23 protein-coding genes are annotated in these 24,742 nt (G+C 35.2%); 12 read left to right on the top strand and 11 right to left on the bottom strand.

What is annotated here, in order from left to right:
* Nucleotides 1-276 precede the first annotated feature (276 nt).
* From WH267_RS11935 to WH267_RS25165, 5 genes are all read left to right on the top strand, one after another.
* The gene (locus WH267_RS11935) at nt 277-471 is read left to right on the top strand and encodes a bacteriocin-like protein (protein ID WP_115973647.1); all 195 of its coding nucleotides are present in this window, start codon (nt 277-279) and stop codon (nt 469-471) included.
* Between the two features lie 68 nt (nt 472-539).
* The gene (locus WH267_RS11930; protein ID WP_165852318.1) at nt 540-710 is read left to right on the top strand and encodes a bacteriocin-like protein; all 171 of its coding nucleotides are present in this window, start codon (nt 540-542) and stop codon (nt 708-710) included.
* 37 nt (nt 711-747) lie between these two features.
* The gene (locus WH267_RS11925; RefSeq protein ID WP_123947438.1) at nt 748-945 is read left to right on the top strand and encodes a hypothetical protein; all 198 of its coding nucleotides are present in this window, start codon (nt 748-750) and stop codon (nt 943-945) included.
* Between the two features lie 53 nt (nt 946-998).
* Nucleotides 999-1,211 carry a hypothetical protein gene (locus WH267_RS11920; protein WP_340008458.1) on the top strand — a complete coding sequence of 71 codons (213 nt, stop codon included), beginning with the start codon at nt 999-1,001 and terminating at the stop codon, nt 1,209-1,211.
* A gap of 28 nt (nt 1,212-1,239) precedes the next feature.
* Complete coding sequence (locus tag WH267_RS25165; protein WP_123947439.1) at nt 1,240-1,443, top strand: bacteriocin-like protein; 204 nt, start codon at nt 1,240-1,242, stop codon at nt 1,441-1,443.
* A 64-nt stretch (nt 1,444-1,507) separates the two neighbouring features.
* On the opposite strand, the gene nadA is transcribed toward WH267_RS25165, so the two are convergent.
* The 3 genes from nadA to WH267_RS11905 all read right to left on the bottom strand — a co-directional run bounded on the left by nadA (nt 1,508) and on the right by WH267_RS11905 (nt 4,125).
* A complete protein-coding gene (gene nadA / locus WH267_RS11915) occupies nt 1,508-2,527 on the bottom strand; it encodes a quinolinate synthase NadA (protein WP_340008456.1) in 1,020 nt (339 codons plus the stop codon).
* Between the two features lie 106 nt (nt 2,528-2,633).
* Complete coding sequence (gene gmk / locus WH267_RS11910; RefSeq protein WP_115973650.1) at nt 2,634-3,197, bottom strand: guanylate kinase; 564 nt, start codon at nt 3,195-3,197, stop codon at nt 2,634-2,636.
* A gap of 70 nt (nt 3,198-3,267) precedes the next feature.
* Nucleotides 3,268-4,125 carry a YicC family protein gene (locus tag WH267_RS11905; RefSeq protein WP_340008453.1) on the bottom strand — a complete coding sequence of 286 codons (858 nt, stop codon included), beginning with the start codon at nt 4,123-4,125 and terminating at the stop codon, nt 3,268-3,270.
* Between the two features lie 95 nt (nt 4,126-4,220).
* Here WH267_RS11905 and miaA point away from each other — a divergent pair, with 95 nt between their 5' ends.
* Nucleotides 4,221-5,135, top strand: coding sequence for a tRNA (adenosine(37)-N6)-dimethylallyltransferase MiaA (gene miaA / locus WH267_RS11900; RefSeq protein WP_340008451.1), 915 nt, complete (start codon nt 4,221-4,223; stop codon nt 5,133-5,135).
* A 126-nt stretch (nt 5,136-5,261) separates the two neighbouring features.
* On the opposite strand, the gene WH267_RS11895 is transcribed toward miaA, so the two are convergent.
* The 5 genes from WH267_RS11895 to WH267_RS11875 form a co-directional block, all read right to left on the bottom strand.
* On the bottom strand, nt 5,262-5,915 hold the full coding sequence (locus WH267_RS11895; protein WP_340008449.1) for a hypothetical protein: 654 nt from the start codon (nt 5,913-5,915) through the stop codon (nt 5,262-5,264).
* 147 nt (nt 5,916-6,062) lie between these two features.
* A complete protein-coding gene (locus WH267_RS11890; RefSeq protein WP_123320686.1) occupies nt 6,063-7,475 on the bottom strand; it encodes an efflux transporter outer membrane subunit in 1,413 nt (470 codons plus the stop codon).
* 352 nt (nt 7,476-7,827) lie between these two features.
* Nucleotides 7,828-11,013 (bottom strand): efflux RND transporter permease subunit, encoded by a 3,186-nt coding sequence (locus WH267_RS11885; protein ID WP_340008447.1) that lies wholly within the window; start codon nt 11,011-11,013, stop codon nt 7,828-7,830.
* Nucleotides 11,014-11,051: 38 nt separating this feature from the next.
* The gene (locus WH267_RS11880; RefSeq protein WP_340008445.1) at nt 11,052-12,212 is read right to left on the bottom strand and encodes an efflux RND transporter periplasmic adaptor subunit; all 1,161 of its coding nucleotides are present in this window, start codon (nt 12,210-12,212) and stop codon (nt 11,052-11,054) included.
* A gap of 370 nt (nt 12,213-12,582) precedes the next feature.
* Entirely contained in the window at nt 12,583-13,179 is a 597-nt protein-coding gene (locus WH267_RS11875; protein WP_340008444.1) for a TetR/AcrR family transcriptional regulator, read from the bottom strand.
* A 290-nt stretch (nt 13,180-13,469) separates the two neighbouring features.
* On the opposite strand from WH267_RS11875, the gene WH267_RS11870 reads away from it, so the two are divergent.
* Nucleotides 13,470-14,024, top strand: a complete 555-nt coding sequence (locus WH267_RS11870) for a thioredoxin family protein (RefSeq protein ID WP_115973658.1) — start codon at nt 13,470-13,472, stop codon at nt 14,022-14,024.
* A gap of 406 nt (nt 14,025-14,430) precedes the next feature.
* On the opposite strand, the gene WH267_RS11865 is transcribed toward WH267_RS11870, so the two are convergent.
* Nucleotides 14,431-15,294, bottom strand: coding sequence for an AraC family transcriptional regulator (locus tag WH267_RS11865; RefSeq protein ID WP_340008441.1), 864 nt, complete (start codon nt 15,292-15,294; stop codon nt 14,431-14,433).
* A 123-nt stretch (nt 15,295-15,417) separates the two neighbouring features.
* Here WH267_RS11865 and WH267_RS11860 point away from each other — a divergent pair, with 123 nt between their 5' ends.
* From WH267_RS11860 to WH267_RS11850, 3 genes are read left to right on the top strand one after another with little or no spacing between them, the layout of a single operon-like run.
* Nucleotides 15,418-16,647 (top strand): MFS transporter, encoded by a 1,230-nt coding sequence (locus tag WH267_RS11860; protein WP_115973660.1) that lies wholly within the window; start codon nt 15,418-15,420, stop codon nt 16,645-16,647.
* The gene (locus WH267_RS11855; RefSeq protein ID WP_340008439.1) at nt 16,647-18,128 is read left to right on the top strand and encodes a trehalase family glycosidase; all 1,482 of its coding nucleotides are present in this window, start codon (nt 16,647-16,649) and stop codon (nt 18,126-18,128) included. The genes WH267_RS11860 and WH267_RS11855 overlap by 1 nt, the downstream gene beginning before the upstream one ends.
* 22 nt (nt 18,129-18,150) lie before the next feature.
* A complete protein-coding gene (locus tag WH267_RS11850; protein WP_340008437.1) occupies nt 18,151-20,589 on the top strand; it encodes a TonB-dependent receptor in 2,439 nt (812 codons plus the stop codon).
* A gap of 34 nt (nt 20,590-20,623) precedes the next feature.
* On the opposite strand, the gene WH267_RS11845 is transcribed toward WH267_RS11850, so the two are convergent.
* Together WH267_RS11845 and WH267_RS11840 are read right to left on the bottom strand one after the other, a co-directional pair.
* Nucleotides 20,624-21,364 carry a hypothetical protein gene (locus tag WH267_RS11845; protein WP_340008435.1) on the bottom strand — a complete coding sequence of 247 codons (741 nt, stop codon included), beginning with the start codon at nt 21,362-21,364 and terminating at the stop codon, nt 20,624-20,626.
* Nucleotides 21,365-21,505: 141 nt separating this feature from the next.
* A complete protein-coding gene (locus WH267_RS11840; protein WP_340008433.1) occupies nt 21,506-22,144 on the bottom strand; it encodes an MBL fold metallo-hydrolase in 639 nt (212 codons plus the stop codon).
* 70 nt (nt 22,145-22,214) lie between these two features.
* Here WH267_RS11840 and WH267_RS11835 point away from each other — a divergent pair, with 70 nt between their 5' ends.
* Together WH267_RS11835 and WH267_RS11830 are read left to right on the top strand one after the other, a co-directional pair.
* Nucleotides 22,215-23,429, top strand: a complete 1,215-nt coding sequence (locus tag WH267_RS11835) for a type IX secretion system plug protein (protein ID WP_115973665.1) — start codon at nt 22,215-22,217, stop codon at nt 23,427-23,429.
* Nucleotides 23,426-24,466 carry a hypothetical protein gene (locus WH267_RS11830; RefSeq protein WP_340008429.1) on the top strand — a complete coding sequence of 347 codons (1,041 nt, stop codon included), beginning with the start codon at nt 23,426-23,428 and terminating at the stop codon, nt 24,464-24,466. The genes WH267_RS11835 and WH267_RS11830 overlap by 4 nt, the downstream gene beginning before the upstream one ends.
* Nucleotides 24,467-24,742 lie beyond the last annotated feature (276 nt).

Genomic DNA, 24,742 nt, shown 5'->3' with positions numbered 1-24,742 from the left:
AGGGTACTGGAATAATATGTGAAAATTTACCCCTTTATGGGGTAGTTGTTGTAGTTGTGAATGTGGAAACAGCAGATACTCCTGAAATGGGTGACTTCAGGATAGAAATATCAGATATGTTTCTTGAAAAATTCATTGTAACAAAACAAATGTACAAATTATTTTGGAATGGCCAACTTTTAATACAAATAAAATGATAAATCCTTTTGTTGAGAAATATTTGGTGTAATTAATTAAAAATCTTATATTTATGAGATTAACTAAAATAAAAATTCTATGAAAAATTCAAAAAAAATTAAGAGAGAAAATTTAAAATCAATTAATGGAGGAGGACCTGGTGATTGTTATGAAACTTGTCCTGTGGGGCCTTATGGTCCAAATGATGTAAGATCATGTGATAACTTTAATAGCTTACCTGAATGTTGTAAAGGAAGGGTAATTGTAAGCAGTGAATGCTTTGGGCCTTATTAATCTTTTTTAATAGAATAAAATTATTATACAACAGTATTTTCTACTTATTATTTTAAAATTAAAACATTATGAAAACAATTAAAAAATTAACACGAGAGCAAAAGAAAAGTATCAGTGGTGGTGCAACACAAATTCAAATTGATGCTTGTGGCAGTGAGCAGCTTGTATGTTTTATGGGAGGAGGTAAATGGGGATGTTGGCTAAAGCCGGGTGGGAAATGTTATGCTCCAATGCTGTAACTTGAATCAGATTACAATCATTCAAAATTTTTATAGTATGAAAAAATTATCAAGATTCAGTCTTAAAAGTATTGAAGGGGCCAATGCATCTATTTGTAACGGATGTCCTAGCCATATTATGTATGGACCGGGGCCAGAATATGGTGGAACATGTGAAAATTATTTTACACTACCTGATTATTGCAGAAACAGAAACTGTGTAGGAGTAAGTATTTACTGTTTTGGAGATAGGTAATAGAAATAATTATAATATTTTTTTTAAAATACTAATTAATAATAAACTTAAACATGAAAAAACTATCAAGAACAAAACTGAAAGATATCAAAGGTAAGGAACAGCAGGGATGTAGTGGTTGTCCTACAGGCGGGAATTATGGTGATGGGCCTGAGTACACGAATAGTTGCTGGAGCTATTGGGCATTATCTCCGAATTGCAGAAACTGTGTAGACGTAAGTGCAGATTGCTACGGCCCGGATTATTCGGACTATTATAGCAAATAAGTATATTAACATCAAAAATTAAACTACTATGAAAAATCTAAAGAAATTAAACAGAAAAGCACTAGAAGAATTGCACGGAGCAGGTCCATCAAGATGCGGTGGGTGTCCACAAAATGCTACTTTTGGAAATGGACCTAATGATTATTCGTGCGCTACTTACCAAGCACTTCCCACTTATTGTAAAATGTGTGTGATTGTCAGCAGTGATTGCATGGATGGTGGAGTATCTTAAAGAACCTCTAAGGAGTTTTGAAATAAAAAAGAGGCTATCTCACTTTTGAGACAGCCTCTTTTGTTTACTTTATGCTTTTGGAAAGGTCAAGCATTGCCTCGATCGGCTTCAATGCTTTTAACCTTAATTCTTCGTCGATAAGGATCTCAGGAAGCTCGTATTTCATACATAAATACAGTTTTTCCATGGTGTTACGTTTCATGTAAAAACATTCTGAACAGTTACAACTCTCGTCAAAAACCAATGCAGGAATCAATTCCTTGTGTGGTGCACGTTTTCTCATTTCGTGAAGAATTCCTTCTTCTGTTGCAATGATGAATGTCTGACAATCGTCTTTTTCTACATAGTTCAATAGGGCAGAAGTAGAACCAATGAAGTGGGCTAATTTTAGAACAGCTTCTTCACTTTCCGGGTGTGCAATCATTTTTGCATCCGGATTGTCTGCAAGTTGTTTTGCAATTCTTTCCATTGAAAATGCTTCATGTACTATGCAGCTTCCGTCCCAAAGGATCATATCACGACCTGTCTTTTTAGATAGATATCTTCCCAGATTTTTGTCTGGTGCAAAAATGATAGGTCTGTCTTTTGGTAGGGCTTCAATCACTGTTTCAGCATTGGAGCTTGTTACGATGATATCACTTTCAGCCTTAGTTTCAGCATTACAGTTAATGTATGTGGCAATTAAAGCATCAGGATGTTGCTCACGCATTTTTCTCAATCCTTCTCCTGAACATCCGTCTGCCAGAGAGCATCCGGCCATGGTATCAGGAAGAACTACTTTTTTAGTTGGGTTAAGAATTTTTGCGGCTTCAGCCATGAAATGTACTCCGCAGAATACAATCATATCAGCATTGGTTTCTTTTGCCTGTCTTGCCAACTGCAAAGAATCTCCAAGGAAATCAGCAATATCCTGAATTTCTCCCGGTTGATAATAATGGGCAAGGATGACAGCATTTTTCTCTTCCTTAAGTTTCAGAATGGCCTTTACCAAGTCTTCTCCCTGAGGAATCGCAATATCTTTTATATCCAGGAATCCTTTTACAGGAATCGCAGATTTAGCTTTTTCTAATGTTTCGGTACTCATATCAACGTCAATGTTTTTTATTATCAGAAGTTAGAGGTTAGAAATGAGAAGTTAGATTTTGATGAAAGCATATTACTTACATCTTCTGACCTCCATCTTCCAGCCATTAATTATTGATAAAACTTTTTATTAAACTTTCTATTTCTTTTTTAGCTTCATCAAGATCGGAATTGATGACGATCCTGTCAAATTCGCTGGCATAAGACATTTCTTCTTCAGCCTTTTCCACGCGGGTTTTAATGGTTTCAGCATCATCCGTATTTCTTGAAATCAATCTTCGTTCCAGTTCTTCAATGGAAGGCGGTTCTATAAAAATAGATAAAGCCTTTTCTCCGAAGTATTTTTTCAGGGAAATTCCTCCTTTTACGTCTACATCAAAAATAACAACTTTTCCCTGATTCCAGATCTTTTCCACTTCAGATTTTAAAGTTCCGTAATATTTATCAGTGTATACTTCTTCATATTCTACAAAAGCATCTTCTGAAATTTTCTGTCTGAATTCATCAGGCGATAAAAAATGATAGTCCACAGCATGTACTTCACTTCCTCTAGGTTGTCTCGTAGTACATGAGATTGAAAATTCCAGTTCCGGGAAAGTTTCCAGGGAATGCTTTACCAATGTAGTTTTTCCGCTTCCAGACGGTGCTGAAAATATAATTACTTTATCCATTTAGATTAGAGATTTTTAGATTGGAGATATGAGACAGAATCTCACCATCCCTTGTCTATAGGTCTATGGTCTATAATACGTTTAATGTTTGTTCTTTAATTTTCTCCAAATCATCCTTCATCATCACTACCAGTTTCTGAATTTCAGCATGATTGGCCTTGGAACCTAATGTATTGATCTCTCTTCCGATTTCCTGAGAAATAAAGCCAAGTTTTTTACCGTTGAAAGATTCATTGTCCATTACTTCCTTGTAATATTTCAAATGCTGAGTAAGTCTTACTTTTTCTTCTGAAATATCCAGTTTTTCCGTAAAATAAGCCATTTCCTGGTAGAAACGGGTTTCATCTACATTTTCGAATTCTTTCAGACTCTTTTGATAACGTTCTTTTACACTTACGATTCTTTCTTCTTCAAAAGGAATCACTTCCCCCAGATACTGTTCAATATTCTGAATATTTCTGTTTAATTCTTCATGTAAAATACCGCCTTCAGTTTTTCTGAACTCTTCAAATCTATCAACTGCAGCATGAACGATTTTCGCTAATGCTTCCCATTCACCTTCTGTCAGTTCATCAGGCCTTGAGGAGATGGCATCCGGAAGCCTTACTGCCATTTTCAGGTATTCGAAATCAGGACCGTCTGATGCAATATTTTTAAGTTCATTGATGTAAGAATCAATTAAACCTTTATTGATTTTTACATCATTAGATTCTTCAAGGTTTTCAAGATTGACATAGCAGTCAACTTTTCCACGGATAATTCTATCGTTAAGAATTTTTCTGATCTCAAATTCTTTTTCTTTGTAACGTAAAGGAATTTTGATATTTAAATCAAAGCTCTTGCTGTTCAGTGATTTAATATCTATTGTTATTTTTTTTCCTTCAAAAACACCTTCGGCTCTACCGAAGCCAGTCATTGATAAAATCATAGTTTTTTATTGTTCTACAAAGATAAACATTTAAATTAGCACAGTGAAATCTGTAAAAGATTCTATTTTACTGATAAAATAATGAATGTGAACTGATGAAAAATCTGATTTCTGTAGTAGGGCCCACCGGAATAGGCAAAACAAAACTGGCAATTGATCTGGCAAAACATTTCAATACCGAGATTATTTCCTGTGATTCCCGGCAGTTTTTCAAGGAAATGAAAATAGGAACCGCAGCCCCCTCTGAAGAAGAATTGGCTGAAGCACCTCATCATTTTATAGGAAATCTTTCAGTAGAAGAATACTATTCTATCGGGCAATATGAAGAAGATGCTCTGAAAAAACTTAATGAACTTTTTCAAAATCATGACACTGTAATTTTGGTCGGTGGAAGTATGATGTATGAAAAAGCTGTGATTGAAGGGCTGAATGATCTGCCTGAAGCTGATGTTGAAAATCAGGAAAAGCTTCAGAAACTTATGGAAGAGGAGGGTGTTGAAAAGCTTCAGCAAATTTTAAAAGAGTTAGATCCTGAGTATTTTGAAGTAGTGGATATTCACAATCACCGAAGACTTTTACGTGCCATTGATGTGATCTGGCAAACTGATAAAAAATATTCTGAACAGATTGCTGTTTCCCAGGATTCCAGAGATTTCAACGTGATAAGAATAGGAATTGAAGCTCCAAGAGAAGAGTTGTACGACAGAATCAATCGCAGGGTTGATATTATGATGGAAAAAGGCCTTTTGGATGAGGTGAAAGGTTTAGAGAGATTCAAAGGATTGACAGCTCTGAATACAGTTGGCTATGCTGAACTATTCAAATATTTTGATGGCGAATGGGATTTTGATTTTGCCGTTTCTGAAATTAAAAAAAATAGCCGAAGATATGCTAAACGCCAATTGACATGGTATAGAAAGGCAGATGATATTCATTATTTACAAATAGGATATTCTCAGGAGAATTATAATGCTTTGATTCTTTGGATTACAGATAAATTTCAGAATTGATTTTTTGAACGTTAAGGTTTATTAATGTGGCAAGCAGGCTAAGATAACCCTCACTTTAAGGAAGAATATTTTAAAAACTATTCTTAATGAAACTGATTTTTTAAATTATCTTAATGGTTTAGATAATTATAATAACTCCAATAAAGGATGGCCAAAAGTCATTTCATTATTTGTTAAATTAAAGGTATAAATATCGTGTTTTTCAGCTCTTTTTCCACCAGTAAAATTGAATAATGATTCATTCATTCCAATATCTAAATTTACATAATGAATGGAATTGTCAATTAATTTTTTTTGAACTAAATTATCTTCAATAACATTGTTGTCATTGTGGCTCTCGTTTAAAATGGGATTAAAAAGTTTAATATATAGCCTTTCAAGTAGTCTGACTGAAGTTTTACTGTTTAGGTCTTTTATTTCATTAAAAATCTCCATTGGATTATTATAAAATGTATTTAATCCCAAATAAGAAAAACGAATATGTAAAAAATATACTACAAGTTTATCTTTGGGTTCTTTGAGAGTTGTTGCTTTTAATATTTTTTCATGCCGATAAAATCGGTTTTCTTTATCAAATGTTTCGCCTACATATAAAACTTCTGGTTTTGAAAATCGGTTAAAGAGGAATCCTTTTGATCTTAATCTACAAACAAAGTAAATTCTTGATGAAGCAATGATTTCATTCGTTTTATCATATAAATCCATAAATTCTTTATCAATTACTTTTTCATAGGGAAGCATGTAAGCATTTTGAATTTTGTAAAAAATTGTATCATTCATATATGACTAATTTTGGATAGATTAGGTGTGTTACTTTTTGTATAAAGTAATGAAAATTAGATGAATGAAAAGAAATAATTTATTTTTTTAAATAACAAAAAATGCGGTCCTATAAAGAACCGCATTCAAACAATATAATTTAATTTACTACTTCCAACCGCCGCCCAGCGCTCTGTATAAATCTACAATGCTGCTTAATCTCTGTCTTTTAATGGAAGCAAGATTCAACTCGGCCTGAAGTGAATTTCCCTGGGCGGTAATCACTTCAAGATAATTGGCTGAACCTCCTCTGTAAAGAAGCTGTGCACTTTTAATTCCATCTTTCAATGTTGTGGATTGTTCTGCTGCTTTCTGTTCCTGAACTTTTAAATTCTCATTAGATACCAAAGCATCGGAAACTTCACCTACAGCATTCAATACAGACTGACGGAATGCCAGTACATTTTTCTCTCTTTGAATTTTAGCTACCTCGAAATCAGTTTTCAATTGTCTTTTCTGAAAAATAGGCTGGGTAATCCCTCCTAAAACAGACCCAAATAATGATGCCGGAATCTGAAACCAGTTATCAAATTTGAATGAATTGACACCTCCATTGGCCGTAATCTTTAGTGCAGGATACATATTGGCCTGAGCAATTCCTACCATGGCATTGGATTCCAGCAAAACAAGCTCCTGCTGGCGTACATCAGGTCTGCGGCTTACCATAGCTGCCGGAAGCCCTGCTGTGATATTTTGAGGCAGGGAAGTATCAGACATCTCAAGGGTTCTGTTAACTTTATTAGGAGTTTCCCCAACCAAAATACTCAATGCATTTTCCTGAATAGCGATATTCTGTTCTAATTGGGAAATCAGAAGTTCCGTGGCTTGCTTTTGAGCTGTAGCCTGCTGAACTCCTAAAGAGGTTGTGTCACCACTTTCCCACATTTTTTGTGTAATCAATAGAGTATTGCTGGTTAACTCCAAATTGGACTTTGCAATTGTAAGCTGCTTATCCAGCATCAACAGATTATAATATCCCTGTGCAATAGCAGCTACCACTTGGGTTTGAATTGCTTTCGAACCTTCATAGGTCTGCAGATACTGCATTCTGGAAACTTCCTGTTGGTTTTTTATTTTTCCCCAGATATCAGCTTCCCATGAAAGATTGAATGCGGCATTATAATCTTCAACATGATTTTGGCCTAAAAATAAATTCATGCTCTGACCATTCATACTATTTTTAGATGGTCTGGAAATCTGTGCAGCTACTCCGAAACCAACATCCGGATATTGCATATATTTTGCCTGTTTCAGTTTTTCCTGTGAAGAGGCTACCTGTTTTAAGGCAATCTGAAGGTCATAATTGTTTTTAATTCCTTTTTCAATCAGTTCCTGTAAAATAGGATCGCTGAAAAACTGTTTCCATTCCAGATTGGCAATGCTTGCAGTATCAGCTGTAGCAGTGTACTGGAATTTTTCCGGTAACGGAAGGTCCGGCTCCGTGTATGCCAGTTTTGACACACACGAAACAGATCCTAAAGCTATGGCGAATGTTAATATAATATTTTTTATTCTTTTCATAGTTTTTGTTTAATAAACTTTAATGAAGTAGAAAACTTTGAGGAATATTTTGATCATAGATTTACATCCATGTTGATATGGAAAATCAAAAGTTTTTAAAACTTGTATGTTATTTTCTATGTTCAGCTTTTATCACCTTAAATGGCTTGGTGTTAAAAGTTTTCCTATTCCTCAATAGTTTGTATAATTTTATTTTACCACAGATGACACAGATTTACACAGATGCTTTCGGATGAGAAAATCAACGATTTTCAAAAATTTATGTGGACTTCTTATGCAGTATACTTTTAACTTAAAATCACATAATTGTTTGAAATCTTTTGTGCCTTTTGTGGTTTATAAATCCCTATTTTTAATTAATAGTGGAAGCTAAAAGTTCTTCTTCCATCTGTTTTTTCTGAAGTCTTTTCTTTTTTCTGCTTGGCATTTTTTCATGCAGATATTGGAAGACAACATACATCACTGGGATAATGAAAATTCCGAATATCACTCCTGTAAGCATTCCACCTACGGTACTGTATCCAATAGAGTGGTTTCCTTTTGCAGAAGCTCCCTGCGTCCAAACTAATGGTAACATCCCCACAATAAAGGCAAAAGAAGTCATTAGGATTGGTCTTAAACGTAATCTTGAAGCTTGAAGTGCTGATTCAATCAATGATCTTCCTGCTTTTCTTCTTTGTACGGCAAATTCTACAATAAGGATGGCATTTTTTGCCAATAATCCGACCAGCATGATTAGCCCAACCTGAACGTAGATATTGTTATCAATTCCTGCCAGTCCTGTGAAAGCAAATACCCCGAATATTCCGGTTGGAATGGTTAAGATAATGGCAAACGGAAGAATATAACTTTCGTATTGAGCGGCTAACAGGAAGTACACAAATAAGATACTTAATAAGAAAATGAAAGTTGTTTGTCCTCCTGTTTTGATCTCTTCACGGGTAATTCCGGTCCATTCATATCCATAACCTCTCGGAAGAGATTGTTTGGCCACTTCTTCTACAGCTTTGATGGCATCTCCGGTACTGTATCCAGGTTTCGGAGTTCCATTAATGGTTACCGCGTTGAAAAGGTTGTTTCTGGTTACGGTTTCCGGTCCAAAGGTTCTTTTTAAGGTTACCAGTGTTTTAGCAGGAACCATTTCTCCCAATTTGTTTTTCACGTAGATTCCTTCCAAAGAATTAATATCTGTACGATAAGGAATATCTGCCTGAGCCATTACCCTGTAATATTTTCCGAATCTGTTGAAATCCGAAACAAAGCTACTTCCATAATAAATCTGCATCGTCTGCATTAATTCTGTTATAGAAACTCCTAGCTGATTGGCTTTGTCTGTGTCTACATCAATGGTGTATTGTGGATTTCCCGCTGCATAAGTTGTAAATGCAAAGGCAATTTCCGGACGTTTCATTAGTTCACCAATGAACTGCTGCGTGGTTGTTCCCAATTGCTCAAAAGAACCGTTGGTTTTATCCTGCAACATAAATTCAAAACCGGAAACGTTACCAAATCCCTGAATGGTTGGGAAGTTGAAGAAGAAAGCATTAGCATCCTTAACCTGGCTTACTTTTCCTGTTAACGCAGCAGCAATCTGATCCGGATCTTTCATGTCTCCACGTTGATCATAATCTTTAAGTTTGATAAAACCTGCAGAATAAGGAGAAGCGTTGGCATTACTGATAAAGTTCATTCCATCGGCTACCCAAAGATGATTGGTGGCTTTTTCTCCTTTGATGATTTTATCAATCTGTTCAGTCGCTCTGTTTGTTCTTTCCAGTGAACTTCCCGGAGGAGTATTCACAGCATACAGTACAAATCCCTGGTCTTCCGTTGGAATAAATCCTGAGGGTGCTTTTTTAATCATGAAAATACTCGCTGCTGTAATTAAAACAAGACCTCCGATGGAAACCCATTTGTTTTTAATTAAAAACTTAAGGCTGTAAATATATTTTTTGGTCATATTGTTGAAGCTTGCATTGAATGCATTGAAAAATCTTGCTCCAAACCCTTTTTTGTGACCATGCTCACCATGTTCTCCCTGAGGATCATTTAAAAACATTGCACATAAAGCTGGGCTTAATGTCAATGCATTGACTGCTGAGATCAGGATTGCAATTACTAACGTGAACGCGAATTGTCTGTAGAAAACTCCTGCAGGTCCCTGCATAAAGCCTACCGGAATAAATACTGCACACATCACCAACGTAATGGAAATAATAGCTCCGGAAATTTCGCTCATAGAGTTTACAGTTGCCTGCTCAACTTGCATTCCTGTATGTTCCATTTTAGAATGGACGGCTTCCACAACTACAATGGCATCATCTACTACAATACCTATGGCGAGTACCAATGCGAATAATGTAAGCATGTTGATACTGAACCCAAATAACTGCAGAAAGAAGAAGGTTCCGATAATGGCAACTGGTACCGCAATGGCTGGAATTAAGGTAGATCTGAAATCCTGAAGGAAAATAAATACTACAATAAATACCAAAACGAAAGCAATTACTAATGTTTCAACCACCTGGTGGATAGATGCATCAAGGAAATCCTTGGAATTATACATAATAATCGGTTTCACTCCTTTAGGCAGTGTCGTACTGAACTGATCTACCTGTTTTTCAATCTCAGTCAAGATTTCATTGGCATTAGAGCCGGCAGTCTGTAAAATGGCAAATCCGGCAACGGGTTTTCCATCTACTCTGTTTGTAGCGGTATAGGTATAAGAACCAAATTCTACTCTTGCAACATCTTTTAATCTTAAGAATGAACCATCACTATTTGCTTTAATGGCAATGCTTTCGTAATCTTCGCCTTTATTTAGCTTTCCTTTATATTTAAGGATATATTCATAAGTTTCCTTACTTCCTTGCCCTAAACGTCCTGGAGCTGCTTCAAGGTTATGATCTTTGATGGCATTCAGAACTTCCTGTGGGGAAAGATTGTTAGCAGCTAATCGATCCGGTTTTAGCCAGATTCTCATGGAATAGTCTCTTGTTCCGAAAACCTGAGCCTGGGCAACCCCTGGAATACGCTGAATCTGTGGAATTACATTGATTTTGAGATAGTTTTGTAAAAAGAGTTCATCATATTGTTTCGGATCATCACTGGATAATCCCATAAACATGATCATACTGTTCTGAACTTTCTGAGTAGAAATTCCGGCTTGTATCACTTCCTGAGGAAGCTGACTCATCGCTTTTGATACCCGGTTCTGAACGTTTACCGCAGCATTATCAGGATCAGATCCCTGCTTAAAGAAAACGCTCAGCGTCATCGTTCCGTCATTACTGGAGTTGGAAGTCATATAGGTCATATTTTCCACTCCGTTTACAGCTTCCTCAATGGGGGTTGCTACAGAACGTGCTACTACTTCAGCATTCGCTCCCGGATAAAAAGCCGTTACCTGAACACTTGGTGGTGCAATATCCGGAAACAGGGCAATGGGCAAATTAAAGAGAGACAAGGCTCCCAATAATAAGAGTATTATGGAGATGACCGTTGAAAGTACCGGTCTTTCTATAAATTGTTTTAACATAAGAAGTTTATTTTTTTAAGTCTTCCGTTTCAGAATAATTACAAAGGTTTTACTCTCAATAAACTGTCTGAGGAAATAGCTTTAGGTCTAACAGAAGCACCATCTTTTAAGTTTCCGATTCCGGTGTAGACAATTTTTTCTCCCGGTGAAAGCCCTTCAGAAATAAAGTAATAACTGTCTGTTTTTCCTGAGATTTTGATAGGTTTTCCTATTACCTTTTGATCTTTGCCCATTACATAGACATACGTTTTATCCTGAATTTCGAAAGTAGATTCCTGAGGAATTACCACTGCATTTGAAATCAGTTGTGGCATACGTACTCTTCCTGTATTTCCGGTTCTCAAAGATCCGTTAGCATTAGGGAAAACAGCACGTACACTGATGGCTCCTGTTGTTTTATCAAACTGTCCGTCTACAATACTCAATCTTCCTTTTTCAGGATAGGTACTGTTGTCAGCAATAACCAAATCTACCATTGGCATGTTTTTCAGTTTTTCTTCCAAAGTGGCTCCCGGATATTTATTCTGGAATGCAATAAAATCCAGTTCACTTAGAGAGAAGTAGGCGTAAATTTCACTGATGTCTGATAATAAAGTCAATGGATTAGGATCAGTTCTTGAGATTAGACTTCCTTTTTTGAAAGGGATTCTTCCTATATATCCGCTTACCGGTGCTGTAATGGTTGTAAATCCTATATTTATTTTTGCGCTTCCAACAGATGCTCTGGCTTGTGATGCGGCCGCAACAGCTGCTTCATAATTGGCTTTTGCTGTTTTAAGCTGTACATCAGAAACCACTTTTGCAGCAACCAATGGCTGAAGTCTGTCAACTTCTACTTTTGCCTTTTGTATATTGGCGTTGGCAGCCTGGAGATTGGCCTGAGCCATATTCATCTGCTCGCCATAACTTCTTGAATCTATTTTAAATAAAGGCTGTCCGGCTCTTACATAAGCACCTTCCTCTACATAAATTCTATCAAGATATCCATCAACCTGTGATCTGATTTCCACATTATTTTTCCCTTCTAAAGCAGTTGGGAATTCCTGATATGTGGTAGCAGGAGAGGTGATAACGGTATAAACCGGAAGTTCTGGAGCTGGTGGGGCAGTATTGGATCCTTCCGCAGCCTTGGTGCAGCTCTGTAAAAGAATTATACTTGAAATAAGTACAATAAACCTTGTTTTTCCAGGTATGTTCATTGTTAATTTAATTTTTTAATAAAGTGTTAGATTGAAGTAATGTTTTCTTTTTAATAAATGCTGTTTTTTTTCCTAACAGTGTTAATAATTTGTTCAAAAAAAATTACAGAATTTTTAATGTCCGATGAGATCGATTGTTTCCATAATTGAAAAATGTTTTTAATGTATTTAAGTATATAAAGAGTGAGGTGTAACTGATGTTAATTTTACTAACGGTGTTAATTATAAAAGAAAAAATAAGTACCTTTATCAGCTGAATAAAGTAGAGTTTTACATAAATAGTTTTTTATTTGTATCAGGAATCAACTGTGAATGATATTAATTCAGTGTTAATTTTCCTAACGGCGTTAATTTTTAGTCCAAAAAAATATTATAAAGACTTAATAAAGGACGAAACTGTTTCATCCAAAGTCGATTTATTCATAGTAGACGGAATATCTCCTGTACGCATCATCATAATAGAAATCATTCCATGAACCGCTGAAAATAAGGCATGAGACATATGACATGCATTATCTGTATTTGACCCGTTTTTCTCAATAATGTTATAAGTACATTCGTAAATAAGCTCCTGGAATGAAGAAAATTCTTTTTTCATCTGTCCTTTTCCACAACATTGCATTCCCAGACCAAACATAAGTTGGTAATATTCCTTATTATTAAAAGCAAAGGCCCAATAGGCATCTACAAGAGCTAGAAGTTGCTCTTCCGGAGTGCTATATTGTTGTTGTGCCTTTAATAGTTCTATGTGTAATTTATGGAAGCCATCTAATGAAATTTCAAATAAAATAGCATCCTTATTTTCGAAATAATCATACACCACCGGTGCGCTGTATTCAATAGCGTCTGCTATTTTACGCATGGAAAGTGATGCCCAGCCCTCAGACTTAGCCAAAGTGAATGCAGCCTGCAAAATACTTGCACGGATGGATTCTTTTTCTCTTTGACGACGTTCATGTAAGCCCATGATATTCTTTTCTAACAGTGTTAGCAAAACTACAAACTTTTAAAGGTATCTTCCAAACATTATTTTGATTTTCATGGAAAAAGAAAGAATTTAAAATAGGCTGGAAGTTAGAAGAATGGGTACTGGAAGTAGTTTAAGTGTGTAATTTTAAAATTATTGTAAAAATTAATAGAGTATATAGTTTTGCTCAATAAATATATTGGGAAAAATAACTTCCGTGTTCCAGGCACGATCTTCCTTACCATATAACCAAAGAAATTTCTATCTTTGTGAAACTAAAGAAAAAGGATATGAATACTCCCTCAAATATGTTGGCATTAGGTACAAAAGCTCCGTTTTTTGAGCTTCCAAACCCGTCAAAAACGAATGAACTTCAGTCTTTAGAAGAGCTGAAAGGAGAAAAAGGAACACTGGTGATCTTCATGTGCAACCATTGTCCGTTTGTTCTTCACGCAATTGATAAAATCAATGAATTGTATGAAGATTACAATGAAAAAGGAATTGAATTCATCGCGATCAATGCTAATAATGTTGAAAAATATCCAGATGATTCTCCTGAAAAAATGATTGAATTCCAAATCGAAAGAAATTTTGATTTCCCTTATTTATTTGATGAGAGCCAGACTATTGCCAGAGCTTACGATGCTGCGTGTACTCCTGATTTCTATTTCTTTGATGATAAATTAGATCTTGTATACAGAGGTCAGATGGATGATTCAAGACCAGGGAACAATAAAGATATTACCGGAGAAGATCTTATCATAGCTTTTGAAAATCTTTTAGCTGGAGAAGCACAGGAGGAAATTCAGAGACCAAGTATGGGATGTAATATTAAATGGAAATAGTTCCTGTTTTAGGTTCTTATTTGTAATAATATAGGCTGTTCTTTTTTAGAGCAGCTTTTTTTGTTTCTATAAATTTTCAGGTCTCTATAGATTATTTTTCTCAATGATTCAGATGATTACGCAGATTTTTCATTAAGGTATTTTATACGTAAACATCTGTGTGAATCTGTTGAAAAAGTTATCCACAATATCAGAGTGTAAAGCTAGAAATCTTCCTTATCAATAATGCTTGATTTTGATGCTGAGTTTTAGCTATCCTTGTCAAGGTTATAAACCTTGACAAGGATTGAAGTCCATGAAATATTTCCCACAGATTTAGGAGATTGCAGACTTCTTAATGCTGTTTAATTCTATTATGATTTTATAGCATTAAGAAGTCTGTGAAATTCGTGAGATCTGGGGGGGATCACACACTCACCTTATTATGGGCATAATCTTTAATGAATTCTGAAGGCGTTTTCCCTGTGTACTTTTTAAACATCCTGTTAAAATAAGTCACATTATTGAAACCACAACTGTAGCTGGATTCTGAAATAGATTTATCCTGAGCCATCAGCAGGCAGGCTTTATTGATCCGATAACGGTTCACAAATTCTGTAAAAGTAATCTGGGTTGCTTTTTTAAAGAAATTACAAAAAGCAGGTAAGGTAAGATTAGCTAGTTTTGCTACATCTTCAATATTAATTTCCTTATCGTAATGATGTTCTACATAAGTGAAGATATTTTCAAGGCGTGTTTTATTCTTTGAAATAATGGTATAAGGCATGATTTCTTTATTCAAAAGGTCATAATCTTTGCACTTGGACAGTTCAAAAAGAATTTCCAGAAGCAGCAAATATCTTTTATAACCTTCCGATTCAAGTATAAGTCTGAGCTTCGGAAGCATGGCTTTTTTTACTTTATGATGAAAATGAATACCATATTTTGAAAGTTCCAATAAATTTTTGATGGATCTTGCTTCTACTTCCTGTTGGGGAAACTGGAGAATTTCCTCCTTGAACTGAAGTACAATTTCTTCATGTGGATCAATAGAATTCAAGCCAAATCCTGAATGTGGAATATTAGAACCAATCAGAACGAGATCTCCATGGGTATAATTGCTTTTATGATAGCCAACGTGACGGGTTCCACTCCCAGAAATAACACATACCAGTTCAATTTCGGGATGATAATGGTATTCCCATTTGAATTCCGAAATAGGGGAGTTATTATGAATCGTGCGGAACGAGCTTTTTTCATTGGGAATTACTCTTTCGAAAGTAACTTTCATTTAATTAATCATATTTAATCACTAAAAATACTAATTATATTAATATTGTTCAAATATTGATTTATTGTGTTAAATTATTGTGAACAGAAATGCTTCTATCTTAGCCGCAAAGAAATAACCTGAATGAAAAACATCAACATCAAGGCGGTTTTGTTTTTGAACTATTTTGTTTTCGCAATTCTTCTGAATTCTGTGGGAACTGTTATTTTGCAGGTTCAGCAAAATTTTGGAATTTCAAAATCATCTGCGAGTGTATTGGAAGGATTTAAAGATCTTCCGATTGCGATCTGTTCATTCATTCTTGCTTCATTTCTTCCTAAAATCGGGATTAAGAATTCTATGCTGATTGCATTGTTTTTGGTGAGTGGAATGTGTTTTGTGATGCCATTTATCAATGAATTTTGGGTATTCAAAGTATTATTTGCCATTGTAGGAGTTTCTTTTGCACTTATTAAAATTTCTGTTTTTACCTCTATAGGTTTGGTAACTGAAACGGATAAGGAGCATTCAAGTTTTATGGGGTTTCTGGAAGGCTTTTTTATGATTGGAGTACTGGCAGGAAATGTTTTATTCAGTTTATATATTGATGATCATAATCCAAAATCTACCCATTGGTTGAATGTGTATTGGGTATTAGGAATACTCTCATCTCTGTCATTTTTATTTTTATTCTTTTCAAAACTGAATGAAAAAGAGGCGACAAGTGAGAAAACGGACCTATTAGGTGACTTAAAAAATAGTGTAAGCTTATTCAGTTATAAAAAAGTACTGTTCTTTTTACTATGTGCATTCCTTTTTGTATTGGTAGAGCAGAGTTTCCAGACATGGACCCCCACTTTTTATAAAGAAATTTTAAAAGTTCCAACGTCTATGAGTATTCAGGCAGGAGCAGTTTTGGCAGGAGCTTTTGCGTTGGGAAGGTTTTTATCCGGTTTCTTTTCCAGAAAAATCAGCTGGATTTATGTGGTATCATTCTGCGTTATTGGTTTTGCGGTAAGTTTAATTTTAGTGCTTCCATTAACTCATAATACTCATATTGATGCAGGTACAAACTGGCTGAATGCCCCACTTGTTGTGTATTTATTTCCATTAATGGGAGGATTACTGGCTCCGATTTATCCGAGTATCAATTCAGTGATTCTGGCTTCTATTCCCAAATATTTACACAGTGCAATGTCTGGTTTAATCGTAGTTTTTTCAGCAATTGGAGGAACAATAGGTTCAATTATTACAGGCTTTGTATTTCAGGAATTCAGTGGGCAGCAGGCATTTTACCTGTCCCTGATTCCACTTTCTTTGTTGATAACTTCAGCAATTTTCATGAATAAATTAAAAATTAATCCTAAAAAATAATGAGTAATCAGCTTTATATCAAAGAAATCCAGGTACTTTTTGATGCCGTACAGAAGTCGAAAATTTTTGAAGATCAAAAAATGATGACCGATGCAGTTCCTTTATTTCCGATTGCAGAGATCAATGCAAAATATGAGCAGGAGAAAAATTCTACAGGCTTTGATCTGAAGAATTTTGTGATGACTCATTTTGATTTTCTGGGGGCTAAAGTGTCTGTTCGAAGAGAAGATCATCTTCCCATTCAGCAGCATATAGAAAAGCTTTGGGATGAATTAACACGCACAGCTTACGAAGAAAAAGGAACACTTTTAAAATTACCAAAACCTTATATCGTTCCCGGTGGACGTTTCAACGAATTTTTTTATTGGGACAGCTATTTTATTATGCTTGGGTTACAGGTTTCCGGCAGAGTGGAAATGATGGAGAATATTGTTGAGAACTGTTCTTATCTGATACAAAATGTTGGTTTTGTTCCCAATGCGAGCAGGACTCATTTCTTGAGCCGCTCGCAGCCACCTTACTTTTCTTTGATGCTGCAACTGGTTGCGGAGACAAAGAATGATGAAACTATTTATTCAAAATATCACGATACTTTAGAGAAGGAATATGCTTTCTGGATGAGTGGGGAAGAGGAAGTAGAAAGTAATACAGGAATCAAAAGAGTAGTGAAAACTCAGGATGGAGATATTTTAAATAGATATTATGATGCTGAAAATGAACCTCGTCCTGAAAGTTATCTGATTGATATTGAAGATCAGGAGAGTGCTTCAGGAGAAGAGTTTTACAGAAATATAAGAAGCGCCTGTGAATCCGGCTGGGATTTTTCCAGCAGATGGCTTGCAGACGGAGAACATATTCAGACTATAGAAACATTGAACCTTGCTCAGGTAGATTTAAATTGTCTTTTATGGCATTTAGAGACCACATTGGCAACATCATCAGCGCTTCAGAATCTGAAAGACAAAGAAAATTATTTTACTGAAAGAGCAGCAAAGCGAAGACATATGATTAATAAATACTTCTGGGATGAAAGCACGAAGATTTACAGAGACTATCATATTAAAAAAAACACAAAAACATCGTCTGAACATATTGCTGCTCTTTACCCTTTATTCCTGGGACTTGCAGATCAGAAGCAGGCAGAAGCAGTGGCAGAAACTATTTTTGAAAAGTTTTTATACCCGGGAGGATTGGTTACTACGACTAAAAAAACAGAGCAGCAGTGGGACTTACCTAATGCCTGGGCTCCTTATCAATGGCTTGGCTTTAAGGCAATGAAAAATTATGGATTTAATGAAACGGCTGAGCAGATAAAAAATAACTGGTGTTCGAATGTGGAAAGAGTGTATCAGAACACCGGAAAATTGATGGAAAAATACAATGCATTAGATACGGAAACAATAGCAGGAGGCGGGGAATACCCCAATCAGGACGGATTCGGTTGGACGAATGGAGTGTATTTAAAACTACAACAAAACTGAAACTAACAATAAAAATAAGGCTATGAAAAAAAAATCAATCTTTTTAATCGCCGCAACTGCTGTATTGTATTTCAATAAAGCATATGCACAGGAAACTCCACAGGATTCTGTAAAAGTTTCTTCTATCGATCAGGTTGTGATTACAGGGAATTCCAATCCCAAGAAAAAAATAGAATCCAGTACCGCTATTTCAACATTTAGTGCCAAAGAAATTCAAAAACAGAATCCGATCAGTGCCGCAGCTTTGCTACAGAGAGTCCCGGGGTTTGCAGTGGAAACTTCAGGTGGGGAAGTGGGAAATAACCTTTTTGCAAGAGGTATTCCTTCCGCAGGAGCTTATGAATTTGTGCAGGTGCAGGAAGATGGTCTTCCGGTTTTTGAAGATGGAGCCCTTCAATTCGCTAATGCTGATAATTTTTTCCGTGTAGATAATTCCGTAAGCAGATTAGAAGCTTTGAGAGGAGGTTCCGGATCTATTTATGCCAATAATTCCCCAGGAGGACTTATCAACTTTATTACGAGAGAAGGAACCAATGATTTTAGAGGAACTGCTAAGCTGGAAACCAGTACTTATGGTCTTATCCGTACAGATCTTAATATTGGTGGAGCTTTGGTGAAAGATAAATTATTCTTTAATATCGGCGGTTTCTACAGGTCGGATGACGGAATCAGAAAAACAGGATTCAAAGCGAATAATGGCGGACAGATCAGGATGAACCTGAAGTATGTCTTTGATAAAGGCTATGTGAAAGTGTATTATAAAAAACTGGATGACAGAAATACATTCTTCCTTCCGATTCCTTTGACGCAGGATGGAGATAAATTAAAAGGGTTCAATGGTTTTGATCCTAATTATGGAACTTACAGCTACAGAGCGATAAGTCAATTGAATATTCCACAAGCCGGAGGTGGTTTCTTCAGTAGAAATCTGGAAGATGGAATTCATCCGAAAGTAGATGTATTGGGTGCTGAGTTTAAATATGACCTGGGCGGAAATTTCAGCGTTATCAATAAAACAAGATATACCAATATTGATATGAACTATACAGGGATTTTCCCTGCCGGAGCACCCAAAAATGCTGCTAAGTTTGCCCAAGACCTGGGAATGACCAATTATCAGTATTCATTGGTAAGCAGTGGAGCCGTGGTTAATCCTGAGTATGTACAGAAGCTTGGTTTCTGGGCTATTGATAAGAAGATGAATAATTTTGTGAATGATTTACAGTTCAATTATAAATTTGATAAAGGAAATGTAACTGCCGGATTTTATAAATCAAACTGGAAATCCCATCAATACTGGAACTGGAGTAATATCCTGACCACTGCTACAGACAGACCAGAACTTTTGAACTTGGTAGACCCGTCCCTTAGCCCAAGCAGTACTGGATATTCTAAGACCTATAATGGTGTTACGGATATGTCTACTTTACTTAGGGATTCACAGATTCAGGGAAGTCTGAATGATCTTTATTTAAATGTAGATTATAACGTAACTGATGCATTAAGTTTTAATGGAGGGATCCGTTACAGTCGTGATTATTATAGAGGATATAAAGTAAATACCACTACGGCCAATCTTAATAATTCCGGTTTAACGGTTGATGGAACTCATGGCTTTAATACTACAACAGCAGATGATAACATGAATGTTCTGGGGAATCAGTTTACCTATTGGTATTATGATATTAATAAAGTCTCTTATACTTTGGCTTCCAATTATAAGATCAATCGTGAAAATGCGGTATATGCCCGTTTTTCCCATGGTTTCAGATCTCCGAATGAAGAAGCATACTATAATAATATAGGGAAACTGGATCTTGTAAAACCTGTATTAACGAACCAATTGGAAGTGGGATATAAGTACTATTCGCGTACTTTTGATATTGCAGTAATTCCTTTTTATTCGGCGCTTAAAAATCTTTCGTTTACGGATGTCTATTCAGACGGAACCTCAGAGAATAAATTTGCCAATACGACCAATCTTGGGGTAGAAATTGAAGGGTATACCAGATTATTCAACAATATTTTTGAAGTTACTTTCAATGGGACCATTCAGAATCCTAAGTATAAGGATTTTACAGGAAGAAATGCTGACGGCAGTACTTTCAACTATGATGGAAATGTAGTAAGAAGAATTCCTAAGTTCTATTTCAATATTGCTCCTGCGGTAAATATTACCAAAGAATGGAGAGCGTATGTAAGTATGAATTATTATGGAAAACGTTTTCAGGATGAAGGGAATACAGATGATAATATTCTGCCTTCATTCACAGAATTTGGGGCAGGAATGTCTTATCAGCTTGGTAAAATCCGTTTTGCTGTAGACGGAACCAATATCTTTAATACGATCGGTATTACAGAGGGGGATCCAAGATCTCAGACCGTATCAGGATCTAATATCAGAATGGCAAGACCTATTATGGGAGCAGCTGCAAGAGCTTCAATCACTTTAGATTTCTAAACTCTATTTCTTTATAACACGAAACCGTCAGAACTTAGTCCTGACGGTTTTTATTTTTTATTTCTCGGAATATTCCTCTCTCTGAAAAATCTTTATTTCTAATTTTATTCTTAGAAGTTAAAGTTACGTGTCTTATTTTTTCAATAGAATTGGTTCTGGAATTTAAAGTTACATCATCAACAATTATTTTTCTGATGTTATCATTTTTATCTGATAAAAGATATATTTCCCCTTTTTTTACTTTTAATTCATCGAGATGTATTCCGTTCATACTTTCAACATCGTTTAAATTATAAAAGAATAAGCTATCTTTTGTTTCTTTAAATTTTTCAAAAACATATCTTTCTAGTCCTCTCTCATGTTCCGAGTATCCTTTATACTGATATGTTCGAGTTGTTAATTTGATACCATTTTCGGACGAAATATTTACTTTCATCGGTTTGAAAATTGGAATACTTTTGTAATAAGGATCTCCGCAAGTACCATAGCACTCGTGAGTTATTCCTTCGATGTTATTTTGATTTGGAATTTGTGATAAATGATAAATAGGTAGAATATTTTCTACTTCAACCTGAAAATGTTTTGTTGAATCCAAGATTATAAAACCACTACGGTTTGAATCACGGCCTCCCCATGCATTAAAATAATAGATGACATTTGAAGTTCCTTCAATCTTTTGTTTATATAATTGATCGATTCTCCATTCTGTTATTCCAAAACCACAACTGCAGAGAATAATAAGTGATAATATTAAACCAAATATTTTAAAATTCATTTTTATTAGATTGTTGGAAAATATTAGCCTTTCCTATTGTTGACTTTCGAATTTTTAGGATAAGCAACCTGTAATGATTGTTTGATCTCTAAAGCCAAGGAAACTTAAAAATCAAATCTGTAACCCGAGAATTTTATTTTTTTACTTCAAAAACGGATTATACTGCTTCTCAAAACCGATAGAAGTAGGGTTTCCATGACCGGAGAAGACCTGTGTTTCAGGATCCAGCACGAAAAGTTTTGTTTTAATCCCGTCAATCAGCTGCTCATAGTTTCCTTTGTAAAGATCTGTTCTGCCGATACTGCCTTCAAAAAGCACATCGCCGGAGATCATGAATTTCTGATTTTCGTTATGATAAACCACACTTCCCGGTGAATGTCCCGGAACATGGTAAATTTTGAATTTTTCACCGTCCAGATCAAGTTCGTCTCCTTCGTTAAGATATACAATGTCTACTTGTACAGGATCAACAGGGAATCCGAATCTCAATCCGCTTGCCTGAAGCATATCAAGAACTTCCTGATCTTCCTGATGCATATTTACCGGAACTTTAAAGGTATCAAATGCCCATTGCAGTCCTAAAACATGATCAATATGCGCATGCGTTAAAAGAATTTTCTGAATGTTCAGCTCTTTTTCTTTGATGAAGTTATCAATGGCTTTGGTTTCCTGCTCATTCATATTCCCTGGATCAATTAACCAGGCATTTTTGTTTTCGTTATAAAGTATATAGGTGTTTTCACTTGCAAAGTTGCATACGAAGCCTTGAATCTGAAGCATAATCTTAATATTTTGACTCAAAAATACGATATTATTAAGAAAATGGCTATTTTTCGCTATCTTCGTCATAATGAAAACTTTGCGAATACTCTTACTTTCCTTAGGTGGGCTGGTGTATGGACAGAATATCCAAAGCATCCAGTTATTTAATCCACAGACGAATGATGAAACACCGGTCATTAAGTTCGGTGAACAATTGGTGTTGAGTTTTGATGATCTTACCAATGGTAGCGAGATCTACCGGTATACCATCAAACATTATGACAGAAACTGGAATGATGATAATCTGTTTTTTACGGAGTTTGCCAATGGAACTATGAATGCACTTTTGGATAAGTTTCAGTATTCATTCAATACACTGCAGGCTTATACCCATTATAAGCTGACTTTTCCCAATGATAAAATTCAACCGAAAATATCAGGAAACTTTGAATTGATCGTTTATAAAGACTCTGCAGATAAACCTCTTTTCAAGAGACGTTTTTATCTGGTGGAAGATGTGGCGACCTTGGGAGTTAAAGTTTCGAGAATAGCAGATGCCAAGAATCCGAATATCAATCAGAGATTAGAAATACAGGCTTTACCGAAAGCGGGTGATCTTTCTTCCAATGTCAACTCAATGAGTTTGAATGTGATGCAGAATAATAACCCGAATATGACTATTTCCAATCTGAAGCCAAGTTCTGTTTTGGGAAATCAACTGCTTTTCCAGCAGATGAATCTTGCTTTTCCGGGAGATAATGAATTTTATTATTTCGATAATAAAAATATGACTGTTGCTGCCGATATGGTTCGTGCGGTAGAAGTAAAAGATGATACGAATCAGACCTATTTACATCCGGTATGGGCATTTCCTTTAAATTATCAATATCAACCTGACGTAAACGGGGCCTGGTATTACAGAAGAAATGATCTGGGAAGAGAAAGAGATGCTGAAAGAGAAGCAGATTATTCATGGGTGCATTTTTATCTTGAATCTGACCCTGTAGATAAAGATATCTACATTCTGGGTGGGTTTAATGGTTTTAAACCAAGTAAAGAAAATCAGATGCAGTATGATGCTGCAACTAAACAATACGTAGCTAAATTATTTCTGAAGCAAGGATTTTATAACTATATTTTAGCCACAAAGCAAGGAGAGGCACCATTGGATTTTGGTGAAGTGAACGGTAATTTCTGGCAGACAGAAAACCTTTATCAGGCGTTCCTTTATTTTGCTCCCTTTGGCAGAAACTATGATGGGTTAATGGGGTATGGTGAATTCAGGACTCCTGTTAGAAAATGATAAGATTTATATCGATTTTAATTTTTTTTTGTGTTTTTATTTCCTGTAAAAATGAAAATAGAAGTAAACTTGATGATTTTCGTGATGAGTTGAGACCTTATCTACAAAGGCTTTCAAAGGAAAAAAAGGTTCCGGTTTCTGATACTGTAGCGAGAAATATACTGAATAAGAAAGCGACAAAGGAAGAGCTGATAAAATTAATGAACTTTGAAAAACCCCTGTTGAGAGTAATTTCTTATAGAGAAATTGTCAATAGAGGAGAAACCGAATATTTTGATCTTTTGCTTAATCACCTTAATGATAAAGATAAAGTTACCTGGGAGTATTATGAAGATGCTGGGGGAAGCTTTACAGTATCAGATCTGATGATTCTGAAAGCTCATGACAAAAATGGGTTGTCTCCGATTCAAAAGAAGGTTTTAGTAGAGAAAGTTCTTTTAGAACATCCTTATCTTGAAGTTTCAGATGAGATGATCCGGGATATTGATCCGGATGAGAAGTTTTATAAGCTTATCAAAGATAGGGCTCAGGGTAATAATGAAAAATGTGGGATACAATTGGGAGCAGCCTTTGCCCTGAGTAAATTCAAAAAGAAAGAAGATGTTGACCTTTTATATAACTTATTTAATAAAAGTATCAATCGTAATCCTTGTGGTAGTTTTATCTTTAAAAGTATAGAGCGCTTTCCTGATGAAAAATTCTTTCCTTTATTGAAAATGTATTTTGAAAAGCAGGTTAAGGATCAATTGAGCCCTAAACTCAATATTACTGAAGAAATGTTATTTTTTTTAAGGGCAGTTGCTGCTTATAAAAATAAAGAAGCATTAGAAATATTACAGTACATAGAAAAAAATAATACCTATATCAATAAAGGATATTGGCCACCTTCCAATAAAAAATATGTTTTAAAAGCAATTCACTTTCACTATGATAAAATCTACGATGAATTGCTAATTAAAATCAAAAATGAATTAAGTGAGTGTGATCAAAAGAACCTGACATATAAGTATGAATATGATGAAAGAAAAGAATGGTAGCTGCCATATTTAACTGTTAAAATTAAAAATATAAAAGGCTGTCTCTGTAGAGATAGCCTTAATTTTTTAATTATTCTTCCCTATTTTGATAAATTTCATACAGTAAAGTGTTTTGCATAGTGAAAATATTAATTCTTAAATTATTTATTTTTGTTAAATTAATTCATGGAAAATTTTCATAATAATAAAAATTATTTTTAATTATTTCTCTTTGTTTTAAAATCGTTATTATGGTTTGTTTAATGATTTATATTTTCAATTGAATTCCTTGTAAGT

The sequence above is a fragment of the Chryseobacterium sp. MYb328 genome (assembly GCF_037572595.1).
Classification (GTDB): domain Bacteria; phylum Bacteroidota; class Bacteroidia; order Flavobacteriales; family Weeksellaceae; genus Chryseobacterium; species Chryseobacterium pennae.
This window is presented reverse-complemented; position numbering and strand designations above follow the sequence as displayed.